Genomic DNA, 20,902 nt, shown 5'->3' with positions numbered 1-20,902 from the left:
GCTACAGTACCCGCCGCATCACTGGTCGCGTCCGGGCCTGAGCGGTATGCCCGCGCACGACGGCGAGATCGAGTCGCTTTTCGGCGCCTTGTCGCCACACCTCTGGAGAGACGGCTTGCAATACGCCGACATCGTCATCGCGGTTCTGGGCGCCTTCGTCCTCGCCTGGCTGGCCGATCTCACGACCGGTCGCCGCGGTCTGTTCGCCACCTCGCTGGTCTCCGGCGTCGGCGCTGTCGCCGGCTGGTTCCTGGCCGTTCGCGTCTTCGCCATCTCGACCATGGATCAGTGGAACTGGCTCCTCTGGTCGATGGCCGCGTCCGTCCTCGCCCTGGTCGCCTTCTTCCTCTTCCGGAACAAGCGCTGATGGGCCCCCGCACGCGCCGGTTCATCGCCATGATCGGCGTGCTGGGCTTCCTGGTCGTCTGGATCTGGGGCGTGGTCACCGTGCGCGGCCTGCTGCCACCGGGCCAGTTGATCGACCTGCTGTTCTTCGCCGTCGGCGGAATCGGGTGGGCCTTCCCGCTCTACCCGCTGTTCAAATGGGCTGAAGGCGGCGGCAAACACTGACGGCCGAAGCCGTCGTCCGCTGCAGAAATAGAGACCGGGTCAAGGGAAGATGGTCGGAGCGACAGGATTCGAACCTGCGACCCCTTGACCCCCAGTCAAGTGCGCTACCAGGCTGCGCCACGCTCCGAGAGGCGCTCCCTATAGACGGGGTTCGGGCGGGCGCAAACCCAAAAAAGCGAGTTCAGGCGCTTCGCGACAGAACCGCCTCGAGACGCGCCCGCGCGCCCTCCAATTCCGCCAGCACCTGGCGCAACCGGATCGACGATCCAGTTGTCGAAGAGACGCCCGCGGAAGCCGTCGAGGCAGCCGCCTCCGGCTCGAACGAGACCAGACCTTCGGGGTCTCCGTAGGCCGCGATTCGCTTGACGCCCTGCTCCTTGTGGAGCCGCTGGACGCCCTTGATGGTCAGGCCGTCCTCATGCAGCAGCCGCTTCACGGCCTTCAGCAGCACGATATCCTGCTGTCGATAAAAGCGTCGCCCGCCGGCTCGCTTCAGAGGCGTGATGAAGGTGAATTTGGTTTCCCAAAATCGCAGCACATGCTGGGGCGCGCCCACTTCATCGGCGGCTTCCGAGATCGTGCGGAACGCGTTGGGACTTTTGGTCACCGGTGTCTTCAGGCGACGACCGCGTCGTGCACCCGTCCCTTCATGATCTGGCTGGCCCGGAAGCTGATCACCCGGCGCGGATGAATCGCCGCCGGCTCGCCGGTCTTCGGATTGCGTCCCATGCGGGCGCGCTTCTCGCGCACCTGGAAGACGCCGAAGCCGGACAGCTTCACCGTCTCACCGCGCTCAAGCGATTCCACGATAAGTTCGAGCGTCCGCTCGACCATGGCCGAGCATTCCTGGCGCGAAAGGCCGACTTCCTCATGCACGGCCTCGCAAAGATCCGCGCGTGTCAGCGTCTGCGTCACCGCTCACTCCCCCTCGATTGATCCGTCACGCCCATAAAAGGGCAAGCATCGTCAAATGGAAAGCCGGAAATGCTCTCTAGAAGCGAAACGCGCAGGCGCCCCACGTCAGACCGCCGCCCATGGCTTCCAGCAGCACGAGATCGCCCCGCTTGATCCGACCATCCTGGATTGCCGCATCCATCGCCAGTGGAATCGAGGCGGCCGAGGTATTGGCGTGCATGGCGACCGTCGAGATCACCTTGTGCTCTTCAAGGCCGAGCCGGTCGCCGACGCCACGGAGGATGCGCTGATTGGCCTGGTGAGGCACGAACCAATCGACCTCCGAGACCTCCAGACCGGAAACCTTGCATGCCGCGGTGATCGCCTCGGCGATATTGATCACGGCGTATTTGAAGACCTGATTGCCCGCCATCCGCAGGTGGCCGACCGATCCGGTCGTCGCAGGCCCGCCGTCGACGTAGAGCAGATCCGTCTTTGAGCCATCGCAGCGCAGGGCGAAGCCGAGCAGGCCCTGATCAGCCGTGGTCCCCTGCCCTTCGCGCGGCTCGACAACAAAGGCGCCGGCGCCGTCGCCGAACAGCACGCACGTCGAGCGGTCCGTCCAGTCCAGCAACCGGGTCATCTCTTCGGCGCCGATGACCAGGGCGCATTTCGCCAGGCCCCGGGCCACGAAGCCGTCAGCGACGCTGAGCGCGTAGACGAAACCGGAGCAAACCGCCTGAACGTCGAAGGCCGGGCAGACCGGCACGCCCAGCTTGCGCTGGACGATCGATGCGGTGGCCGGGAATGTCATGTCCGGCGTGGTGGTCGCAACGACGATCAGATCGACGTCCGCGGCGGTCTTGCCGGCGTCGATGAGCGCGCGTTTCGCCGCCTCGACGGCCAGATCGCTGGTCGGCTGATCGTCGCGCGCCTTGTGGCGCTGCTTGATGCCCGTCCGTTCCTGGATCCACTCGTCGGAGGTCTCGACGATCTGCGCCAGGTCGGCGTTGGTCACGATCTGCTCGGGAAGATAGGAGCCGACGCCTGTCACGGCGCTGCGGATGACGCTCACTGGGAAGTCTCCATAGCCGCGTCGGCGCCCGGCGTTGCGGGCTGTTCGAGCACGGTGGTCAGGCGATTGAGGCTGTCGCTCACCTTGGTCAAATAGTCGCTGCGGGCCAGATCCACAGCGATGCGGATAGCGGCCCCGAAACCGGCGGCCGTCGCGCCGCCGTGGCTCTTCACCACAATGCCGTTGAGGCCCAGCAGCGGACCGCCGTTGATGGCGTTGGGATCGATCTTCGCGCTCATGGCCTTCAGCGCCGGGTAGGCCAACGCCGCACCAGCCTTGGCCAACAGGCTCGAGGTTAGCGCCTCCTTGGTCAACGCGCCGATGAATTTGGCGACGCCCTCGGCGGTCTTCAGGGCGATGTTGCCTGTGAACCCGTCGGTGACGACCACGTCGACCGTGCCCTTGGCGATATCGTCGCCCTCGACGAAACCCTTGTAGTCCAGCCCGAAACCGCCCTCACGAAGCAGCCGTGCAGCCTCGCGGACCTCTTCGTGGCCCTTCATGTCCTCGGAGCCGACGTTCAACAGGCCGATGGTCGGGCGGGCCACGCCGTGCACCGCGGCATGGAAGGCCTCGCCCATGATCGCGAACTCGACCAGTTGCTCGGCGTCGCTCTCAACATTGGCGCCGACGTCCAGCACCGCCGTCACGCCGCGGAAAGTCGGCCAGCTGGCCACGATGGCGGGACGCTCAAGGCCGTGCGCCGACATCCGCAGCAGCAGCTTCGAGATCGCCATCAGTGCGCCGGTGTTGCCGGCGGAAACCACCGCCGCGGCTTCGCCATGCTTCACGGCGTCGATCGCGTTCCACAGGCTGGAACCCTTGCCCCGGCGCATGGCCTGCGCCGGCTTCTCTTCCATCGAGACGACCTTGTCCGTGTGACGGACCTCGCAGACGTCGTCTGCAAGATCGCACTTCGCCATCTCGGCGCGGATCGCCGCCTCATCGCCGTGAAGCTGGAAGCGCACGCCTTCGCCGCCATGGCGTTTGCGGTAGTCACGTACGCCGCCGACCACGACCGACGGGCCGTGATCCCCGCCCATGGCGTCAAGCGAGATGAGAATGGGGGAAGGCAAGCCGTTTCGACTCCGTCGCGCCGTCATCCACGGCACTGGTCAGGCGGCGACGATAGCGTCGCGTAAGGGGGATGCAACCGGGTCGACGCTGCGTCAACCTTCGCCGGAAGGGCGAAGCTGTTTCAGCACGGCGAACGGCGAGATTTCGCCCGGCTCCGCCGGTTGAACGAACTCAGCGCCCGGCTTCCTCGGGAAGGGATCCAGCCTGAGCGCCAGTTGCTCGACGGCATACTGTCCGAGGTCGATCTGCCCCTCCTCGACGACGTCGGGCGATTCGTCCTCCATCGAGATGATGATCTCGTCCGAGTCCTCGTCGACCGGTTCGGCCAGCGAAACCGAGAAGGGCGCGTCAATCTCGACGGGCAGCGGCTCAAGGGTGATTCCGCAGGTCTGGACGGCGCTGGCCCGCAGACGACCGGAAAGCGACCAGCCGGCCGCCGTCGTCCGCAGATCGAGTTCCGCCTCGAACGCGTCGAGCGACGCCAGATCCAGCGCTTTCGCGATCCGGGCGCGCGCCGCAGCATCGGGAGACAGCGTCCGCTTCAGTCCGCCGCCAATCTGATGCAGTCGGACAGGTTCGCTATAGGGCAGGTCCAGACCACTCATGCTCTCACCTCGGCCCAGGCCGGAGCGGCCACGACCTGTTCAAATGTCTGCGCCGCCAGGCTCCGCCGGCTGGCGAGAGCATAGGCGGCAAGCGACGTCGCCTCGGCGACGTCTTCGCTCTCATAGATATTGCGCGCCAGTGTAACCGCCAGTGCATCGGCGTCTTCGGCGCGCAACGGCGTTTCCCAGGCCGTCATGCGCCCGAAGAGCGACTCGCCGAGCTTGCGCATCTTCTTGCCGACCGAGATGTCGCCCACGCCGAGTTCCCGCAGCGTGTGATCCAGCGCGGAAACATAGGTGTCGAACAACTGCTGGCCTGCCTCTGCGCCTCGCTCGCCCTCGTCGCGCAGTCGCATCGTGAGCAGCAGCATATGGAGCGTGTAGAGCTCAAAACGCGCATCGATACGATCAGCAACGCCCAGCGTCGTATAAAATCCCGGATCCCGGGCCTGGAGCACCACCAGCTCGTACAGGGCTTGGCCAAGTCGCTCGCGGCGACGGTGTCGGAACAGATTCTGAAGCATGTTTCGCGGCCCCTTTTCCGCCGCGCCGTTGAACTAAGGCTCGGGTCCGGTTAGGTCAAAGACCTTGTTATGTCGCAGGCGCCGCCAATGCTCCGTTCGAAGCTCCTTCTCGCCGCTCTGTCGGCCGCTGCCCTGACTTCGGCCTGTGCGCCGGTCGTGGGCCAGAACGGCTTCCAGGCCATCGATACCAAGCCGACCGATATCGTCGCCGGCACGGATACGCGGGAATCGGTGCTGACCAAGCTGGGATCGCCGTCGACCACCTCGACGTTCGAAAGCGACAACGTCTGGTACTACATGAGCCAGACGACCGAGAAATATACCTACAACCGGCCCCAGGTGACGCAGCGCACCGTGACCGAGATCACGTTCAACGACGCCGGCCAGGTCGCGGGTGTCCGGACGCTCGGGCTTGAGGATGGCGACCGTCTGGCCATGAACAGCCGCGAGACGCCGACCCGCGGCCGCCAGCTGACCATCCTGGAGCAGCTGCTGGGCAACGTCGCCCGTGGCCAGCTGCCCCGGACCGAGGAAGACGTCCCCGGCCAGCGCCGCCCGGACTAGCTTCTGGCTACAACAGAAAAGCAAACGCCCCGGAGATCGCTCTCCGGGGCGTTTTTCTTGATGGCCCGCCCCGCCGCGAACGGCGAGGCGCGGCGGTATCAGATCGATCAGCCGATCTTGCCGCTCGCCAGGACGGCGAGAAGCAGGAGCGCCACGATGTTGGTGATCTTGATCATCGGGTTCACCGCCGGCCCGGAGGTGTCCTTGTAGGGATCGCCGACCGTATCGCCGGTCACCGCTGCCTTATGAGCCTCGGAGCCCTTGCCGTGGACGACGCCGTTCTTGTCGGTGAAGCCCTCTTCAATGACCTTCTTGGCGTTGTCCCATGCGCCGCCACCCGAGGTCATCGAGATGGCCACGAACAGACCGGTCACGATGACGCCCATCAGCATGGCGCCCAGAGCGGCGAAGGCGTTGGCCTTGTCCGGCTGGATGAACAGCACCACCGTGAACAGCACGATCGGCGACAGCACCGGCAGCAGCGACGGAACGATCATCTCCTTGATCGCCGCCGAGGTCAGGATGTCGACGGCCTTGCCGTACTCCGGCTTCACTTCGCCGGTCATAATGCCCGGGTTCTCGCGGAACTGACGACGCACCTCGGCGACGACCGATTCGGCCGCGCGACCAACCGCCGTCATCGACATGCCGCCGAACAGGAAGGGCAGCAGACCGCCGAACAGCAGACCGATCACGACGTAGGGGTTGGTCAGGTCGAAGGCGACCGTGCCCACGCCCTCGAAGAAGCTTCCCGGCGCCGCTTCGGCCGTGAAGTGTTTCAGGTCTTCGGTGTAGGCGGCGAACAGCACCAGCGCGCCGAGGCCGGCCGAACCGATGGCGTAGCCCTTGGTCACAGCCTTGGTCGTGTTGCCCACGGCGTCGAGCGCGTCGGTGGAGTGACGCACTTCCGGCGGCAGCCCCGCCATTTCGGCGATGCCGCCGGCGTTGTCGGTGACTGGACCGAAGGCGTCCAGAGCGACGATCATGCCGGCCACGCCGAGCATGGTGGTGGTGGCGATGGCGATGCCGAAGAGGCCCGCCAGCTGGTAGGTGACGACGATGCCGATGATGATCGTCAGCGCCGGAAGCGCCGTCGATTCCAGCGACATGGCCAGACCCTGGATGACGTTGGTGCCATGGCCGGAGACCGAGGCGTTGGCCACCGACTTCACCGGACGGAAGTTGGTGCCGGTGTAGTATTCGGTGATCACCACGATGGCGGCGGTCACGACCAGGCCGACCATGCCGGACCAGAACAAGTTCATCGGCTCGATCATCAGACCGCCGTTGGTCTGCACCGGCCCGGTCATCAGCGTGCTGATCACCCAGTAGACGGCCCCGGCCGACAGCAAGCCGGTCACGATCAGCCCCTGGTACAGGGCGCCCATAATGTTCTGCTTCTTGCCCAGGCGAACGAAGAACGAGCCGATGATCGAGGTGACGATGCAGATGCCGCAGATGGCGAGCGGCAGCAGCATCATGACGTCGACGGCAGGATTGCCGCGGAAGAAGATCGCCGCCAGGACCATGGTGGCGACCGTGGTCACCGCATAGGTCTCGAACAGGTCGGCGGCCATGCCGGCGCAGTCGCCGACGTTGTCGCCCACGTTATCGGCGATGGTCGCCGCGTTGCGGGGGTCATCCTCCGGAATGCCGGCCTCGACCTTGCCCACCATGTCGCCGCCCACGTCGGCGCCCTTGGTGAAGATGCCGCCGCCCAGTCGGGCGAAGATGGAGATCAGCGAGGCGCCGAAGCCGAGGGCCACGAGTCCGTCGATGACGGTGCGGCTGGTGCCTTCGAAGCCCATACCCAGGGTCATGAACGCGTAGTAGCCCGCCACGCCCAGCAGGGCGCCGCCAGCCACGAACATGCCGGTGATGGCGCCCGAGCGGAAGGCGAGGTCCAGACCCTTCGACAGACTTTCAGATGCGGCCTGGGCCGTGCGGACGTTGGCGCGGACCGAGATCAGCATGCCGGCGAAGCCTGCGGCGCCCGAGAGGACGGCGCCGATCAGGAAGCCGATGGCAGCCCATTGGCCGATCAGAAGCCAGGCGGCGATCAGGATCACGACCCCGACCATGGCGATGGTGGTGTATTGCCGGCGCAGATAGGCCGAAGCGCCTTCCTGGATCGCCGCGGCGATCTCGCGCATCCGGTCGTTGCCGGTTGAAGCTTTCATCAAGGCGGCGGTCTGGATGGCCCCGTAAAGGACTCCCAGCGCGCCTGCGGCTATGACAAGCCACAGATAGTTACTCATGGCGTTTCCAAACCCTGTGTCTGTAAGGCGCCCGGACCCTTGGCGCGGTGGGCGTTGTTCGCCTCTTTCCGCCTTCCGGTCCCCCCGTGCGCAACGGACGCATCAAGTGCGTCCCTCGGGAATTGCGGCGAAAGCGTGCCAAATGCGTCGAAGGGACGCAACAGGGTTAGTGAACGCTGGTCAGCCTGCGCGAACGCCCGTCCGCCGGCGGGGCGCCTGGCTGACGATTTCGACCCGTGTGACTGCTCCGCGGCCAGCGATTGTCGCGGCTGAGCGCATCAGACTGGCGGACAGGGCGGCGGCATCCAGCTGGGTCCAGTCGTCGGCGAGGACGAAGGGCGTCCGATGCCCGGCGCGGACCAGGGCGTCGCGCAGATAGGCCTCCTTCAGGCGCATGGACTCCGGCGTCGCCGAGCCGCCGAGGTGCAGGCGGAGAGAGACGAAGACGTAGTTGCGGATGCGGCCGCCGACGATGACCGGGAGGCCGACGCCCGAGATGCCGACGCTGGCCGCGCTGGGGGCCGGACGGTCGCTGGCCGCGGCGCCGGTCGCGATCGCGGCGGGAAGGACGGCGGTGGCGGCGATGAGGTCTCTGCGGCGCATGGCGACACCCTGCCCCGGCGCGCCTTGAGATTTCGTTGCCTAGCCGTGGGTGAAGCCGGAGGTCTCGAAGGCGACCGGTTCACCGCCGAAGCGCGCCGTGACGCCCTTGCCGGCGGTGACGCGGCCGAGACAGGTCAGGCGGAGGTGGCGACGGTCGGCCTCGCGACGAAGGGCCGGCTCGTCGCGGGGATTGGCCGTGAAGGCGATCTCGTAGTCGTCCCCGCCGGTGACCAGCTTTTCCAGCGCGGCCTGGGGATCCACCCGGCCCTCGAACCAGGCCTGGGCGGCGCCGGACAGAGGCGTGAGTTCCAGATCAATGTCTACGGCCACGCGACTGGCGCTGGCCAGATGGCCAAGATCGGCGATCAGGCCATCCGAGACGTCGATGGAGGCGGTGGCCATGTCACGCACCGGCAGGAGGAAATCCGTGCAGGGAACCGGCCGGCGGTAGTGTTCGACCAGGGCGGCGACGCGTTCCATGTCGAGCGAGGTCTTGTCCTGAACCGCTTCCAGACCCAGCCAGCCGTCGCCGATGTGGCCGGTGACGAAGACCAGGTCGCCGGGTTGCGCCCCGCCGCGGCTGACAGCCCGGCCCTTGGGGGTCCAGCCCATGAGGGTCAGGGAGAAGGTCGCGGGACCGGGCGTGACGACCGTGTCGCCGCCCAGCAGGGCGACGCCGAAGGCCTTCTGGTCCCGGGCCAGCCCCTGGGCGAAGGCCTCGCGCTCGGGCCAGCCACAGCGCTCGGACCAGCCGCAGGACAGGAGGTAGCCGAAGGCTTCGGCGCCCTTGGCGGCGAGGTCCGACAGGTTCACGCGCAGCAGCTTCTGGGCGACCGTGTCCAGCGGGTCGGTCGGCAGGAAGTGGACGCCTTCGACGATCGTGTCCTTGGTCAGGACCAGATCGAAGCCCGGCTTCGACGGCACGACGGCGACGTCGTCCAGCAGGCCGCGGCCCCACTCAGGGTGGGCCAGCGGGGCGAACAGCCGCCGGATGGTTTCAAACTCGCCGGCGACGTCGATCGCGGGCATCAGCGATCAGCCGCGCACGTCCCGGGCCACGCCATCCAGCGCAGCGTTGACGAACTTGGCCTCGGAGTCGTCGAAGAAGGCCTTCGCCAGTTCGACGTACTCGTCGATGACGATCTCCTTCGGCACGTCCTTGCGCTCGCGCAGCTCCCAGGCGCCGGCGCGCAGCAGGGCGCGCAGCGTGGAGTCGAGGCGTTCCAGACGCCAGTTGGACGCCAGGCGAGCCTTCACCGTCTCATCGATCTGACGCTGATGGCCGACCACGCCCCGGACGATGTCGGCGAAATACGCCTCATCGGCCTCAGCCAGGGGTTCACCCTCGATGTCGGCGTCGAAGCGATGGTTCGAGAACTCGGTGATGACGGTGTCGACGCCCTCCCCGGCCAGCTCCATCTGGTAGAGCGCCTGGACCGCGGCGAGGCGTGCGACGGTGCGCGCGCGGCGCTGACGCGAGGTCAGGGTCGGTTCGGCGCGGGACTTTTCCGCCTCGGCGAGTTGCTCGAGGACGGACTTGAGGCTGTTGGGTTCGGTCACGAGCCCAGTCCTACGCGCAGCCGCTTGCGCAGCGCAATGAGGTCGAGACAGGCACGTGCGGCGCCGCCGCCCTTGTCGCCCTCGCTGCGACGCGCGCGGGCCCAGGCCTGGTCCTCGTCCTCGGTCGTCAGGATGCCGTTGCCGATGGCGACGCCCTTGAGGCCGAGGTTGCGCAGACCGGCGGCCGATTGGTCCGACACGATCTCGAAATGATAGGTTTCGCCACGGATCACGCAGCCCAGGGCGACGTAGCCGTCGTAGCGCGGCGCCGTCGGCAGACGGGCGGCGTCATCGGCCATGGCGATGGCGGTCGGCACTTCCAGAGCGCCGGGAACCGAGACGACGTCGAATTCGACGCCTTGCGAACGCAGGACGTCCTTCGCCCCGTCCAGCAGGGCGTCGGCCAGGTCGTCATAGAAGCGCGCCTCAACGATGAGGACGCGGATGGGTTCGCTTACGATTGGTCTTCTCCGTCCATGTCGCGCCAGCCGACGATGCGCAGGCCGTAGCCTTCGAGCGCGGTGGGATTGGGGCGCGTCGAGCTCATGACGATCATGTCGCGCACGCCGAGGTCCAGCAGGATCTGGGCGCCGACGCCGTAGTTGCGGATCGAGCGGTCGACGGCCTTGGGCTTCTCGACGCCGGCCAAGCGTTCCGCCAGACCCTGCAGGTCGGGATCGCGCAGGAAGACAGTGACACCGGCGCCGTCATGCTCGCTGATCGCCTTCAGGGCCGCGGGCACGTAGTTCTGACGCGCCTCGACATGGCCCAGCAGGTCGGCGGCGAAATCGACCTGGTGCATCCGCACCAGGGTCGGCTTGCCCGGCTCGATCTTGCCGTGAACCAGGGCGACGTGTTCATGGCCCTCGATGATGTTCCTGTAGAGCATCAGGCGGTACGGGCCGCCGTGAACGCTCTCGAACGGCGTATCCATCACCCGCTCGACGAAACGCTCGGTGCGACGGCGATAGGCGATCAGGTCGGCGATGGTGCCGATCTTCAGGCCGTGCAGCTGGGCGAAGGCGACGAGGTCCGGCATGCGGGCCATGGTGCCGTCGTCGTTCATGATCTCGCAGATGACGCCGGCGGGGGTCAGGCCCGCCATGCGGCTGATGTCGACAGCGGCCTCGGTGTGACCGGTGCGGACCAGCACGCCGCCGTCACGCGCGACCAGCGGGAAGATGTGGCCCGGCGAGACGATGTCGTCCGCGCCCTTCGTCGGATCGGAGGCGACCTGAACGGTGCGAGCGCGGTCGGCGGCGCTGATCCCGGTCGTTACACCCTCCTTCGCCTCGATCGAGACGGTGAAGGCGGTGCCCATGCTCTCGCGATTGTCCGCGGCCATCGGCGGCAGGCGCAGCTGACGGGCGCGCTCTGCGGTCATGGCCAGGCAGATCAGGCCGCGCGCGTGGCGGGCCATGAAATTGATCTGGTCCGGCGTCGCGAACTGCGCCGGGATGATGACGTCGCCCTCGTTCTCACGATCCTCGGCGTCGACGAGGATGTAGGGCTTCCCGTTACGGGCGTCTTCGAGGATATCCTCGATGGGGCTGATCGGGCTGTCGTTCATGTTAGCGGCCAGTTGCATCACGCCGTCTCCTGCCACCGCGCGAGGTATCGCGCCAGCATGTCGATCTCGAGATTCACCGGATCGCCCGGATTCAGCGTCCCCAGGGTGGTCGCTTCCCAGGTGTGAGGGATGATGTTGACCTCGAAGCGCTGTCCCTCGACGGCGTTGACGGTCAGCGAAACGCCATCGACGGTGATCGAGCCTTTCGGCGCGATGAAGCGATGCAGGGGCGCCGGAACCTCGATGTGAACGCGGTGCGAGCCGCCCTCGGGTTCGACCGCGACGACACGGCCCAGGCCATCCACGTGGCCCGACACGATGTGGCCGCCGAGCTCGTCGCCCAGCTTCGCCGCGCGCTCGAGATTGACGCGATGGCCTTCGGTCCAGTCGCCCAGGTTGGTCTTCGACAGGGTCTCGCCGGACACCTCGACCGCGAACCAGCCCGGGCCTTTTTCGGTGACCGTCAGGCAGCAGCCGGCATGGCTGATCGAGGCGCCGAGATCGATGCCCGACGTGTCCCACGCCGTCTCGACCTCATAGCGTCGGTCGCGCGCGGTCTGCTCGACCTTCCGTACGCGGCCGATGTCCGTGACGATGCCGGTGAACATTCAGAGTCTTTCGTAGCGTTCCCAAAGGTCGTCGCCGCACGGCTCGACCGACAGACGCCGGAACTTGGGGGCGTCGGCCAGCTTTGCAAGCGCGAGGGCGGCGACGCAGGGCCGCCCCTCCCCGCCCAGCAGGATCGGCGCCCGGAACCACTCCAGCCGGTCGACAAGGCCGGCGCGGAGGAACGACGCCGCCACCTGTCCGCCGCCCTCGATGAGGACCGAATTCTCTCCGGCACGACGGATGGCCCGCAACACGGCCTCCGGAGACGGCCGCCCATCCAGCGCGTCGATCTGTTCGACCTTGGCGTGACCGACCGGGCGAGGCCCGGAGACGGTGAGGATGAGGGTGTCGCCGCTCGCGACCTTGGCCGTTTCCGGCGTGCGCAGGCGGCTGTCGAGGACGACGCGGAGGGGCTGATCGACGGGACGGCCCGGCAAGCGCGCGGTCAGTTCGGGATCATCGGCCAGAACGGTCTCGACGCCGACGAGGATGGCGTCATGACCGGCGCGCAGGCGATGCCCTTCAAGGCGCGCGGGCTCGCCGGTGATCCATTTGCTCTCGCCGGACGCGGTGGCGATGCGACCGTCGAGCGACGTCGCCAGCTTCAGGGTGACGGTGGGCCGCATCAGCGCGAGCCGGTCTCGTCGTCCAGACCCTCGTCGCCGAGGAATCGGGCGAAGTCGCCGGTGTGGCGGAAGTCCTTGTAGACCGAGGCGTAGCGGACGTAGGCGACCTCATCGACGCCCTTCAGCGCCTTCATGATGAAGTCGCCGACGGTCGAGGACGGGATCTCGGTCTCGCCCAGGCTTTCCAGCTGGCGGGTGATGCGGCTGACCAGCTGTTCGATCTGCTCGGGCTGCACCGGGCGCTTGCGCAGGGCGATGCCCAGCGAGCGCTCCAGCTTGTCGCGATCGAAGGGCGTGCGGCGGCCATTGCGCTTGAGGATCATCAGCTCGCGCAGCTGGACGCGCTCGAAGGTGGTGAAGCGCCCGTTGCACTGCGGGCAGGACCGGCGACGGCGGATGGCCGCGCCGTCATCCGACGGGCGGCTGTCCTTCACCTGGGTGTCCTGATTTCCGCAGAAGGGGCACTTCATGGGCGCGTCATCCGTAGATCGGGAAGCGGTGGGTCAGCTCACGCACTTCGGCGGCGACGCGGGCCTGGACGGCCGGATCGGCCTCGTCCGTGCCCTTCATCGAGTCGATGACGTCGGCGATCCAGTGGCCGATCTGCTGGAACTCGTCGACGCCGAAGCCGCGGGTCGTGCCGGCCGGCGTGCCCAGACGGACGCCCGAAGTGACCGTGAACGGCGCGGTGTCGAACGGCACGCCGTTCTTGTTGCAGGTCATCAGCGCCTTCTCGAGCTGGTGCTCGGTGGCCTTGCCGGTGACGCCCTTGGGCCGCAGGTCGACCAGCATCAGGTGGCTATCGGTGCCGCCCGAGACGATGGCGGCGCCACGCTCGACCAGCACGGCGGCCAGGGCCTGGGCGTTGTCGACGACCTGACGGGCGTAGGCCTTGAACTCGGGCTTGAGGGCCTCGCCGAACGCTACGGCCTTGGCGGCGATGACGTGCTCCAGCGGGCCGCCCTGCAGGCCGGGGAAGACGGCCGAGTTGATCTTCTTGCCCAGCTCGACGTCGTTCGACAGCACCATGCCGCCGCGCGGGCCGCGCAGGGTCTTGTGAGTGGTGGTGGTAACGACGTGGGCGTGCGGTAGCGGGTCAGGATAGACGCCGCCGGCGATCAGGCCCGCGTAGTGGGCCATGTCGACCATCAGATAGGCGCCGACCGAATCCGCGATCTCGCGGAAGCGCTTGAAGTCGATGTGGCGACTGTAGGCCGAGGCGCCGGCGAGGATCAGCTTCGGCTTCTCCTGCTCGGCCATCTGGGCCACGTGGTCGTAGTCGATCAGGTGGGTGTCCTCGGAGACCTTGTAGGTCACGGGCCGGAACCACTTGCCCGACTGGTTGGCGGGGGAGCCGTGGGTCAGGTGGCCGCCGGCCGCGAGATCCATGCCGAGGAAGGTGTCGCCCGGCGTCAGCAGCGCCTGGAAGACGGCCTGGTTGGCCTGGGCGCCCGAGTGCGGCTGGACGTTGGCGAAGGCGCAGTTGAACAATTGCTTCGCCCGGCTACGCGCCAGATCCTCGGTGACGTCGACGTACTCGCAGCCGCCGTAGTAGCGACGGCCCGGATACCCCTCGGCGTATTTGTTGGTCAGGACCGAGCCCTGGGCCTCGAGCACCGCCTTCGAGACGATGTTCTCGGACGCGATCAGCTCGATCTGTTCCTGCTGACGACGCAGTTCGCCCTGGATGCCACCGAAGATGTCCGGATCGGCCTCGGCGAGGGATTTCGAGAAATAGGCGTCGTGGGTGAAGGCGGTCACTGGAGTCCCCGGGAATGGCGGCGGTTCATTTATGCCTCCGAGGGCCCCGCCACAACATCTTGTGGGTCAGCGAGCGGACAGAGCCCGTTTCAGCTTGGCCACGGCGACGCGTTCCAAGGCCCTCGGTTCAGTGACAGGGCCGATGGCGGAGACTTCGAGGCCGGTGGCGACGTGGATCGCGGAGCACTTCAGATATGTGCCGGTGCGGGTCATCTCAAGGATGACCTCGCCGAGCTCCGGGTCAGGCGACGGCAGGGAGGCGCGCCACGTTGCAGTGGGTCCAGAGCGCGTCCATCGCCTGCACCAGATCGTCCATCATGGCGTCGGTGTGGTTCGGCGAGGGCGTGAAGCGCAGGCGCTCGGTGCCCTTGGGCACGGTCGGATAGTTGATCGGCTGGACGTAGATGCCGTGCTGCTCCAGCAGCATGTCCGAGATCATCTTGGTGTGGACCGGATCGCCGACGAAGACCGGGACGATGTGGCTGACCGATTCCATCACCGGGATGCCGGCGGCGACGAAGCGGGCCTTGAGGGTGGCGGCGCGCTCCTGGTGGGCGTCGCGCAGTTCCGGGTGGGCCTTGAGGTGACGCACCGAGGCCAGGGCGCCGGCGGTGAGCGCGGGCGGCAGGCTGGTGGTGAAGATGAAGCCCGAGGCCCAGCTGCGCACGGCGTCGATGATCACCGCGTCGGCGGCGATGTAGCCGCCCATGACGCCGATGGCCTTGCCGAGGGTGCATTCGACGATGTCGATGCCGTCCAGCAGACCGTCGCGCTCGGCGACGCCTGCGCCGGTGGGGCCGTAGAGGCCAACCGCGTGGACTTCGTCCAGATAGGTCATGGCGCCGTATTTCTTCGCCAGGGCGATGGTGCCGGCGAGGTCGGCGATGTCGCCGTCCATCGAGTAGACGCTCTCGAAGGCGATCAGCTTGGGCGCGTCAGCCGGGGCCGCGGCCAGCAGGGCTTCGAGGTGTTCGAGGTCGTTGTGGGCGAAGATGTGCCGCTCGCAGCCGCCGTTGCGGATGCCGGCAATCATCGAGGCGTGGTTCAGCGAGTCGGAGAAGATGATCAGGCCCGGCAGGATGCGCTGCAGGGTGGTCAGGGTGGCCTCGTTGGCGACGTAGCCCGAGGTGAAGAGGAGCGCGGCTTCCTTGCGGTGCCAGGAGGCGAGCTCGGCTTCCAGGTCGACGGCCGAGCGGGTCGTGCCGGAGATGTTGCGGGTGCCGCCGGCGCCGGCGCCCGCCGCATCGACCTCGTCCTTCATGGCGTCGAGCACGACCGGGTGCTGGCCCATGCCGAGGTAGTCGTTCGAGCACCAGACGACGACGTCCTGTTCGGACCCGTCGGCGCGGCGGCGGATGGCCTTGGGGAACTGGCCGCGCACGCGCTTGAGGTCGGCGAAGACGCGGTAGCGCCCCTCGCCCTTCACCTGCTCAACGGCGGTTTCGAATGCGGCCTGGTAGTCGAACAATTCAGTCTCTGCGCGCCTGACGAAGTTTCGCGGGTTTTGCGCCGCGACGCCGCGAAAGTCTATCAGACGAACAGGCTAAATCGTCGCAACGTCCTCAATTGATAACGGTTCTCAGTTGCGATGTGCAGGTGATCGCCGTTTCGGGAAATGGACGTGCGCCTAGCCCTTTTCGAGCTCATCCAGCTTGCCGCGCAACATCTGCAGGATGCCGGAGAAGTCGCGGCCGCCGTAGCCGAGGCCGTTGAACATCTGGAACAGGGCCTCGGTCTGGGCGCCGAGCGGGGTCGAGGCGCCGGCCTTCGCGGCGGCGCCCTGGGCCAGCTTGAGGTCCTTGAGCATCATGGCGGCGGCGAATCCGCCGTCGTAGTTGCGGTTGGACGGCGCGGTCGGCACCGGGCCGGGCCACGGATAGTAGGTGGTGACCGACCAGCTCTGGCCCGAGGATTTGGCGACGATGTCGAACATCTTCGCCGGGTCGAGGCCCAGCTTCTCGGCGAGGGCGACGGCCTCGCAGGTGCCCAGCATGGTGATGCCGAGGATCATGTTGTTGCAGATCTTGGCCGCCTGCCCCGCGCCGTGGTCGCCGGCGCGGAAGGTGGCGCGGCTCATGGGTTCCAGGGCCGCCTCGATGCGGGCGAAGTCGGGCTCGTCGCAGCCGACCATGAAGGCCAGGGTGCCGGCGTCGGCGGCCATGGTGCCGCCCGAGACGGGTGCGTCGGCGAAGGCGTAGCCGGCGTCCCTGGCCAGGCCGGCGACCTTGCGGGCGGTGTCGACGTCGATGGTCGAGCAGTCGAGCAGCAGGGCGGTCGAGGGCGCGGCGCCGATGATCTGCTCCGAATAGACCTTCAGCACATGCGGGCCGGCGGGCAGCATGGTGATGACCACGTCGGCGTCCTTCACCGCCTCGGCGACCGAGGCCACGGGCGTGCAGCCGGCGGCGGCGGCGCGATCCAGCGCGGCCTGGGAGAGGTCGAAGGCGGCGACCTGTTGGCCGGCCTTCGCCTGGTTGGCGGCCATGCCCCCGCCCATGTTGCCGAGGCCGATGAAGGCGATCTTGTGGGTCATGGCGTTCTCCCTTTGATTTTGGGGAGGGGTTAGCGCGCGGCGGAGCGTTGCGCCAGCCGCCAGTCTCCGGACATGCGTCGAGGCGCCCGCCGGCGGGACCGGCAGGATGGAGGGGAAGGCGCGGGGCGTCCGGGCCTCGCCCGGAATGCTTTGTGTTTTACCGTTTCGACGAGGTGGACGCCCCGCGTGGTCGTTGGTTTCGCGCGCCCTCCGGCTGGCGGCCCTGTTAGAGCCTTGACGGATCTCCGCCGCCGCCATTGCTGGAAGCGACGTGGGTGGGACATCGGCTGAGCCAGCGGTCACACCTTCGATGCGCGGCGAGCAAGCGGACAGCATCCATCGCTGTCCGACGAGGACCCCCGGACTACCCTTCGCCCGGGCTTCATCGCTCGACCACACCCCGTCGTCGTCGAGGCACTGGATCCGACGCCTTCCCCATCGACGGGATGCGGAGATTATGGGCGCGGCGGATACCTCGCTGCGTAGAGGGAATTTAGCTGGGGGAAGTCAGAGGGTTGGCGAAAAGAATCCGGGAATAGCCGACGCTTTCTTCCTGCTATCGTCATCCTCCGGCGCCCGAAGGGCGACCGGGGGACCCAGCGGGCGCCGAAGCGTCAGCGAAGGCGAACGTCAGCCGCCGGTGCTCGTGACAGTTCGCGCTCACGCGCGCCGCTGGGTCCCCCGGTCTCCCCTCGCATGCGCGAGGGTCGCCGGAGGATGACGAAAGCAAAGGAGGAGTCCTTCTCCCGATGGGAGAAGGTGGCCGGGCGGAGCCCGGTCGGATGAGGGTCGGCGCGCGCCGACTGGCCGACAGTCGACCCTCACCCTTTCGCGCAGCCACTCGCTTCGCTCGCGGGCGCTCAAGCCCTCTCCCATCGGGAGAGGGAGGTTACTCCGGCTTTTTGAAGCGCAGCATGAACTGGCTGGTGTGGCCGCGGATGGAGTCGTCGAAGACGTTGGCGGTGAGCGGGTCGGTGGTGTTGGCGAGGAGGTCGCTCTGGCCGTCGAGGACGAAGCCGGCGGCCTCGACCTCGCGCTTGACCGTCTCGATGTCGATGCGGTGCAGGTCGTCGGCGACGGCGAGGTCCGAGCCGGCGACGGCGTTGTGGTCGATGATGACATAGAGGCCGCCGGGCTTGAGGGCGGCGAAGGCGGCGGCGTTGACCCTGGAGGCGGTGTCGGCGGGGAACGGCCGGAGATGCAGGTCGTGATAGTTCTGGGCGGTGAAGATCAGGTCCTGGCCGGACGGGAAGCCGGGCTCGCCGATGGGCGTGCGCAGACCCTCCACATTGACCAGGGCGTCGACCTCCATCAGGGCGGCGCCGTAGCCGGGATCGAAGGCGACGAACTGCTCGGGCTGCCAGGCCGTGACATGGCCCTCGGGGCCGACGGCGGCGGAGAAGGTGCGGGTGAAGTAGCCGCCGCCGATGATCATATCGACGACCTTCTGGCCGGGCTCGACCTCGGCGAAGGCGAGGGTTTCGGCGGGGTGGCGGACCTCGTCACGGGCCCGGTCGCCGGGCGTTCGTACGGAATCCGCGAGGGCGGCTGTGAAGGCCGCCGGCTGGGGCCCGGTCTGGGCGACCGCGGCGAACGGCGAGAGGGCGAGAACGGCCGAGACGGCCAGGATGACGGAACGACGCATGGGCAGGCCTCCTTGGGGGGACCCGGCCTCAGCCGGGTTTTCGGAAACGGTACACAAACTGGTCGGTGCGGCCGCGAATGGCCTCGTCGAAGACATTGATGGTGCGGTCGTCGGCGGTGTTGACGAGGGCGGATGACTCCCCGTCGAAGATGAAGCCGGCGGCCTCGACCTCGGCGCGCAGCGAGGCGCCCTCGATGCGGTGCAGGCTCTGGACTTCGGTGTGTCCGGTGCCGGCGCGGCCCGAGTGGTCGATGACGATGAAATAACCACCCGGCTTGAGCGCGTCGTAGATCGCCCGGTTCATCAGGGCCACGTCGGTGTTGAACGCCGGGATGTGGAAGTCGTGATATTCCTGGCTCATGAACACGGCGTCGAGCGGCTCGGGGAAGCTCATGGTGTTCAGGTCGCCGTTGACCCGCATGACGTTGGAATAGGCCTCGACCAGCAGGTCGGCGCGGGGGTTCTCGCGCTCGGCGGTGCGGTTGGGCACGAAGGCGTAGACCTTCCCCTCGTCGCCGACGACGCGGGAGAACAGGCGGGTGAAATAGCCGGCGCCGGGACGGATGTCGGCGATCTTCCAGCCCGGCTGGACCTGGGCGAAGGCCAGGATGCGGTCCGGATGGCGATACTGGTCGCGGGCGACCTCGTCAGCCGGGCGCAGCGGATCGGTGATGGCGGCGCGCTGGAGATCGGCCAGGGCCATGGCCTGATAGGTGTTCGTCGCCATCCGGTCGCCCCGGCCCGCCCACGGTTCGGCGGATGAGCAGCCTGCGATCAGCGCGGCGGCTACGGCGACGATGACAACGACGGGTTTCAGCATGGCGATCCCTCCAACCGGACCGCGAAGATACGCTCCGGTTCGCGGCGGGATGCAACCCCTCCGGAGTTAGAGGAGCGGCTTCCAGGCCTCATCGTCCGGCAACGGGGCGAACAGGGCGTCGAGGTCGGCGTCGGTGACGCCGGCCAGCTCGGCGGGCGACCATCTGGGGGCGTTGTCCTTGTCGACGATGACGGCGCGGACGCCTTCCTGGAAGTCGTGGGTGCGGACGGCGCGGCCGCCCAGCGCATATTCCATGGCCATGTTGTCGGCGAAGGAGGTCAGGCCGGCGCCGGTGCGGAGCTGGCGCAGGGAGACCTTCAGGGACTGCGGCGACTTGGTCTTCAGCACGGCGAGCTGGGCCAGGGCCCAGTCCGAACCGTCGGCTTCCAGCGCCGCGAAGATCTCCTCGACGGTGTCGAAGCCGAACAGGCGGTCGATGGCCTCCAGATGGGCCTCGACCGGCGCTTCGCCGGCGTCTTCCTCGAGGCCGTCGGCGACGTCGATGGGATAGGCCGGGTCGGCCGACAGGATGGCGCGGAACGCCTCCAGGCTGTCGGTCGACAGATAGTGGGTGTGGATGCCGAGGAAGACGGTGTCGGCCGCCTTGAGGCGCGCGCCGGTCAGCGCCAGCCAGACGCCGGTCTGGCCCGGCAGACGCGGCAGGAACCAGCCGCCGCCGACGTCGGGGAACAGGCCGATGCCGGTCTCGGGCATGGCGTAGGTGGTGCGTTCGGTGGCGATGCGGACATCCGCCGGCTCGGAGATGCCGACGCCGCCGCCCATGACGATGCCGTCGACGATGGCCGTCACCGCCTTGGGGTATTCGAACAGCAGGTGGTTCAGCTTGTACTCGGTGTCGAAGAAGGCCTTGGCCGCCGAGGCGTCCCCTGCCCCGCTTTCGGCGATCATGCGGATGTCGCCGCCGGCGCAGAAGCCGCGCTCGCCCGAATGGTCGATCAGCACCGATTTGACCGCGTCGTCCTCGCGCCAGGCCAGCAGCGCCTCGATCATCGCCTCGCACATGGCGCGGTTCAGGGCGTGCAGCGCCTTCGGCCGGTTCAGGGTGATGCGGCCGATGCCGGATTCGATGCGGGCGAGGACTTCGGGTTCTTCGGTCATGCCGGGCTGATACGGCGGCCCGCGCCAAGGGTCCAGCCGTCAGCTTGTGGCGACCTGGCCGCCCAGGCTAGCGTGGCCGTGGGGGAGTCGCTTCATGATCCATTTGTTTATCGCCCTGGCGACGGCGGCGGCCGATCCGGCGTTCACGATGACGGCCGAGCCCGGCGACGCGTACCACGCCGAGCTGTTCCGGCTGGAGCCGGGAGACCGCGAGGGCCAGGCCCGCAGCCTGCTGGGCGCGCAAGCCGCCGACGGCGTCCTGTTCAACATCAACCACAACGGCGTGCCGATGCGGATGCTGTCGTCGCCTGGCGCAAGGACGGTCGTTCTGTTCTCGCCGTCGGACACGGGACCGGCCGCGGGCGCCTACTGCCGGCTGAGCCTGACGGGGCGGATGCCGCCGGAAGGCCTGCGCCGCCCGCTGACGTGGTGCGCGACCTTCCTGGGCGGAGCGCCGGAGGTCGGCGTCGCGTCGCCGACCCCGTAGCG

Annotated in this window: 26 protein-coding genes and 1 tRNA gene; 4 read left to right on the top strand and 23 right to left on the bottom strand. The window is 67.7% G+C overall.

The features are described from left to right. Positions 1-115: 115 nt before the first annotated feature. Together GGR12_RS08790 and GGR12_RS08785 are read left to right on the top strand one after the other, a co-directional pair. Positions 116-367 carry a transglycosylase gene (locus GGR12_RS08790; protein ID WP_183204049.1) on the top strand — a complete coding sequence of 84 codons (252 nt, stop codon included), beginning with the start codon at positions 116-118 and terminating at the stop codon, positions 365-367. Further along, positions 367-570 (top strand): DUF2842 domain-containing protein, encoded by a 204-nt coding sequence (locus GGR12_RS08785; RefSeq protein ID WP_183204048.1) that lies wholly within the window; start codon positions 367-369, stop codon positions 568-570. Before GGR12_RS08790 ends, GGR12_RS08785 begins: the two co-directional genes overlap by 1 nt. A 50-nt stretch (positions 571-620) precedes the next feature. Here the strand turns inward: GGR12_RS08785 and GGR12_RS08780 are convergent. The 7 genes from GGR12_RS08780 to GGR12_RS08750 form a co-directional block, all read right to left on the bottom strand. Then, positions 621-697 (bottom strand) — tRNA-Pro (locus tag GGR12_RS08780). 54 nt (positions 698-751) lie between these two features. Then, positions 752-1,177, bottom strand: coding sequence for a MerR family transcriptional regulator (locus GGR12_RS08775; RefSeq protein ID WP_183204047.1), 426 nt, complete (start codon positions 1,175-1,177; stop codon positions 752-754). Positions 1,178-1,185: 8 nt separating this feature from the next. Beyond that, positions 1,186-1,485 carry an integration host factor subunit alpha gene (locus GGR12_RS08770; protein ID WP_183204046.1) on the bottom strand — a complete coding sequence of 100 codons (300 nt, stop codon included), beginning with the start codon at positions 1,483-1,485 and terminating at the stop codon, positions 1,186-1,188. 76 nt (positions 1,486-1,561) lie between these two features. Beyond that, complete coding sequence (locus GGR12_RS08765) at positions 1,562-2,539, bottom strand: beta-ketoacyl-ACP synthase 3 (protein ID WP_183204045.1); 978 nt, start codon at positions 2,537-2,539, stop codon at positions 1,562-1,564. After that, positions 2,536-3,642: a phosphate acyltransferase PlsX gene (gene plsX, locus GGR12_RS08760; RefSeq protein WP_183204044.1), complete on the bottom strand. Its 1,107-nt coding sequence runs from the start codon at positions 3,640-3,642 to the stop codon at positions 2,536-2,538. Before plsX ends, GGR12_RS08765 begins: the two co-directional genes overlap by 4 nt. 66 nt (positions 3,643-3,708) lie before the next feature. Further along, positions 3,709-4,221, bottom strand: a complete 513-nt coding sequence (locus GGR12_RS08755; protein WP_183204043.1) for a YceD family protein — start codon at positions 4,219-4,221, stop codon at positions 3,709-3,711. Next, positions 4,218-4,745 carry a ubiquinol-cytochrome C chaperone family protein gene (locus GGR12_RS08750; RefSeq protein WP_183204042.1) on the bottom strand — a complete coding sequence of 176 codons (528 nt, stop codon included), beginning with the start codon at positions 4,743-4,745 and terminating at the stop codon, positions 4,218-4,220. The genes GGR12_RS08755 and GGR12_RS08750 overlap by 4 nt, the downstream gene beginning before the upstream one ends. Positions 4,746-4,832: 87 nt before the next feature. Between GGR12_RS08750 and GGR12_RS08745 the strand changes: the two genes are divergently transcribed. Further along, complete coding sequence (locus tag GGR12_RS08745; RefSeq protein ID WP_183204041.1) at positions 4,833-5,309, top strand: outer membrane protein assembly factor BamE; 477 nt, start codon at positions 4,833-4,835, stop codon at positions 5,307-5,309. Positions 5,310-5,416: 107 nt separating this feature from the next. On the opposite strand, the gene GGR12_RS08740 is transcribed toward GGR12_RS08745, so the two are convergent. The 16 genes from GGR12_RS08740 to GGR12_RS08670 all read right to left on the bottom strand — a co-directional run bounded on the left by GGR12_RS08740 (position 5,417) and on the right by GGR12_RS08670 (position 20,413). Continuing rightward, positions 5,417-7,567, bottom strand: coding sequence for a sodium-translocating pyrophosphatase (locus tag GGR12_RS08740; protein ID WP_183204040.1), 2,151 nt, complete (start codon positions 7,565-7,567; stop codon positions 5,417-5,419). A 180-nt stretch (positions 7,568-7,747) separates the two neighbouring features. Next, positions 7,748-8,170 (bottom strand): hypothetical protein, encoded by a 423-nt coding sequence (locus GGR12_RS08735; RefSeq protein ID WP_183204039.1) that lies wholly within the window; start codon positions 8,168-8,170, stop codon positions 7,748-7,750. 39 nt (positions 8,171-8,209) lie between these two features. Continuing rightward, a complete protein-coding gene (gene thiL / locus GGR12_RS08730) occupies positions 8,210-9,199 on the bottom strand; it encodes a thiamine-phosphate kinase (protein WP_183204038.1) in 990 nt (329 codons plus the stop codon). Positions 9,200-9,205: 6 nt separating this feature from the next. Continuing rightward, on the bottom strand, positions 9,206-9,730 hold the full coding sequence (gene nusB / locus GGR12_RS08725) for a transcription antitermination factor NusB (RefSeq protein ID WP_183204037.1): 525 nt from the start codon (positions 9,728-9,730) through the stop codon (positions 9,206-9,208). Beyond that, positions 9,727-10,191, bottom strand: a complete 465-nt coding sequence (ribH, locus tag GGR12_RS08720; protein WP_183204859.1) for a 6,7-dimethyl-8-ribityllumazine synthase — start codon at positions 10,189-10,191, stop codon at positions 9,727-9,729. Before ribH ends, nusB begins: the two co-directional genes overlap by 4 nt. Next, positions 10,185-11,318: a 3,4-dihydroxy-2-butanone-4-phosphate synthase gene (gene ribB / locus GGR12_RS08715; RefSeq protein ID WP_183204036.1), complete on the bottom strand. Its 1,134-nt coding sequence runs from the start codon at positions 11,316-11,318 to the stop codon at positions 10,185-10,187. Before ribB ends, ribH begins: the two co-directional genes overlap by 7 nt. Continuing rightward, a complete protein-coding gene (locus tag GGR12_RS08710; protein ID WP_183204035.1) occupies positions 11,318-11,908 on the bottom strand; it encodes a riboflavin synthase in 591 nt (196 codons plus the stop codon). Before GGR12_RS08710 ends, ribB begins: the two co-directional genes overlap by 1 nt. After that, on the bottom strand, positions 11,909-12,535 hold the full coding sequence (locus GGR12_RS08705; protein ID WP_183204034.1) for a RibD family protein: 627 nt from the start codon (positions 12,533-12,535) through the stop codon (positions 11,909-11,911). Continuing rightward, entirely contained in the window at positions 12,535-13,005 is a 471-nt protein-coding gene (gene nrdR / locus GGR12_RS08700) for a transcriptional regulator NrdR (RefSeq protein WP_183204033.1), read from the bottom strand. The genes GGR12_RS08705 and nrdR overlap by 1 nt, the downstream gene beginning before the upstream one ends. A 7-nt stretch (positions 13,006-13,012) precedes the next feature. Beyond that, positions 13,013-14,296: a serine hydroxymethyltransferase gene (glyA, locus tag GGR12_RS08695; RefSeq protein ID WP_183204032.1), complete on the bottom strand. Its 1,284-nt coding sequence runs from the start codon at positions 14,294-14,296 to the stop codon at positions 13,013-13,015. Between the two features lie 66 nt (positions 14,297-14,362). Then, entirely contained in the window at positions 14,363-14,518 is a 156-nt protein-coding gene (locus GGR12_RS16910) for a DUF6898 family protein (protein ID WP_425486221.1), read from the bottom strand. A gap of 19 nt (positions 14,519-14,537) precedes the next feature. Further along, on the bottom strand, positions 14,538-15,764 hold the full coding sequence (gene hemA / locus GGR12_RS08690; RefSeq protein ID WP_183204031.1) for a 5-aminolevulinate synthase: 1,227 nt from the start codon (positions 15,762-15,764) through the stop codon (positions 14,538-14,540). A gap of 159 nt (positions 15,765-15,923) precedes the next feature. Continuing rightward, entirely contained in the window at positions 15,924-17,087 is a 1,164-nt protein-coding gene (gene mmsB / locus GGR12_RS08685; protein WP_281378550.1) for a 3-hydroxyisobutyrate dehydrogenase, read from the bottom strand. A 631-nt stretch (positions 17,088-17,718) separates the two neighbouring features. Beyond that, positions 17,719-18,474 (bottom strand): class I SAM-dependent methyltransferase, encoded by a 756-nt coding sequence (locus GGR12_RS08680; protein ID WP_183204029.1) that lies wholly within the window; start codon positions 18,472-18,474, stop codon positions 17,719-17,721. Positions 18,475-18,502: 28 nt separating this feature from the next. Then, positions 18,503-19,294, bottom strand: a complete 792-nt coding sequence (locus GGR12_RS08675) for a class I SAM-dependent methyltransferase (protein ID WP_183204028.1) — start codon at positions 19,292-19,294, stop codon at positions 18,503-18,505. 66 nt (positions 19,295-19,360) lie between these two features. Continuing rightward, a complete protein-coding gene (locus tag GGR12_RS08670; protein WP_183204027.1) occupies positions 19,361-20,413 on the bottom strand; it encodes an enoyl-CoA hydratase/isomerase family protein in 1,053 nt (350 codons plus the stop codon). Positions 20,414-20,507: 94 nt separating this feature from the next. Here GGR12_RS08670 and GGR12_RS08665 point away from each other — a divergent pair, with 94 nt between their 5' ends. Next, complete coding sequence (locus GGR12_RS08665) at positions 20,508-20,900, top strand: hypothetical protein (protein ID WP_183204026.1); 393 nt, start codon at positions 20,508-20,510, stop codon at positions 20,898-20,900. The last annotated feature ends 2 nt before the right edge of the window (positions 20,901-20,902 follow it).

It is taken from the genome of Brevundimonas lenta (genome assembly GCF_014196335.1).
Lineage (GTDB): Bacteria > Pseudomonadota > Alphaproteobacteria > Caulobacterales > Caulobacteraceae > Brevundimonas > Brevundimonas lenta.
This window is presented reverse-complemented; position numbering and strand designations above follow the sequence as displayed.

Bases quoted from the DNA above. Each gene is read 5' to 3' on its own strand.
- GGR12_RS08785 (WP_183204048.1), top strand. From the start codon at position 367: ATGGGCCCCCGCACGCGCCGGTTCATCGCCATGATCGGCGTGCTGGGC.
- plsX (WP_183204044.1), bottom strand. From the start codon at position 3,642: ATGACGGCGCGACGGAGTCGAAACGGCTTGCCTTCCCCCATTCTCATC.
- GGR12_RS08755 (WP_183204043.1), bottom strand. From the start codon at position 4,221: ATGAGTGGTCTGGACCTGCCCTATAGCGAACCTGTCCGACTGCATCAG.
- GGR12_RS08750 (WP_183204042.1), bottom strand. From the start codon at position 4,745: ATGCTTCAGAATCTGTTCCGACACCGTCGCCGCGAGCGACTTGGCCAA.
- GGR12_RS08745 (WP_183204041.1), top strand. From the start codon at position 4,833: ATGCTCCGTTCGAAGCTCCTTCTCGCCGCTCTGTCGGCCGCTGCCCTG.
- GGR12_RS08740 (WP_183204040.1), bottom strand. From the start codon at position 7,567: ATGAGTAACTATCTGTGGCTTGTCATAGCCGCAGGCGCGCTGGGAGTC.
- GGR12_RS08735 (WP_183204039.1), bottom strand. From the start codon at position 8,170: ATGCGCCGCAGAGACCTCATCGCCGCCACCGCCGTCCTTCCCGCCGCG.
- thiL (WP_183204038.1), bottom strand. From the start codon at position 9,199: ATGCCCGCGATCGACGTCGCCGGCGAGTTTGAAACCATCCGGCGGCTG.
- ribB (WP_183204036.1), bottom strand. From the start codon at position 11,318: ATGCAACTGGCCGCTAACATGAACGACAGCCCGATCAGCCCCATCGAG.
- GGR12_RS08710 (WP_183204035.1), bottom strand. From the start codon at position 11,908: ATGTTCACCGGCATCGTCACGGACATCGGCCGCGTACGGAAGGTCGAG.
- GGR12_RS08705 (WP_183204034.1), bottom strand. From the start codon at position 12,535: ATGCGGCCCACCGTCACCCTGAAGCTGGCGACGTCGCTCGACGGTCGC.
- nrdR (WP_183204033.1), bottom strand. From the start codon at position 13,005: ATGAAGTGCCCCTTCTGCGGAAATCAGGACACCCAGGTGAAGGACAGC.
- mmsB (WP_281378550.1), bottom strand. From the start codon at position 17,087: ATGGCGGCGGCGGAGATCCGTCAAGGCTCTAACAGGGCCGCCAGCCGG.
- GGR12_RS08680 (WP_183204029.1), bottom strand. From the start codon at position 18,474: ATGCGTCGTTCCGTCATCCTGGCCGTCTCGGCCGTTCTCGCCCTCTCG.
- GGR12_RS08675 (WP_183204028.1), bottom strand. From the start codon at position 19,294: ATGCTGAAACCCGTCGTTGTCATCGTCGCCGTAGCCGCCGCGCTGATC.
- GGR12_RS08670 (WP_183204027.1), bottom strand. From the start codon at position 20,413: ATGACCGAAGAACCCGAAGTCCTCGCCCGCATCGAATCCGGCATCGGC.
- GGR12_RS08665 (WP_183204026.1), top strand. From the start codon at position 20,508: ATGATCCATTTGTTTATCGCCCTGGCGACGGCGGCGGCCGATCCGGCG.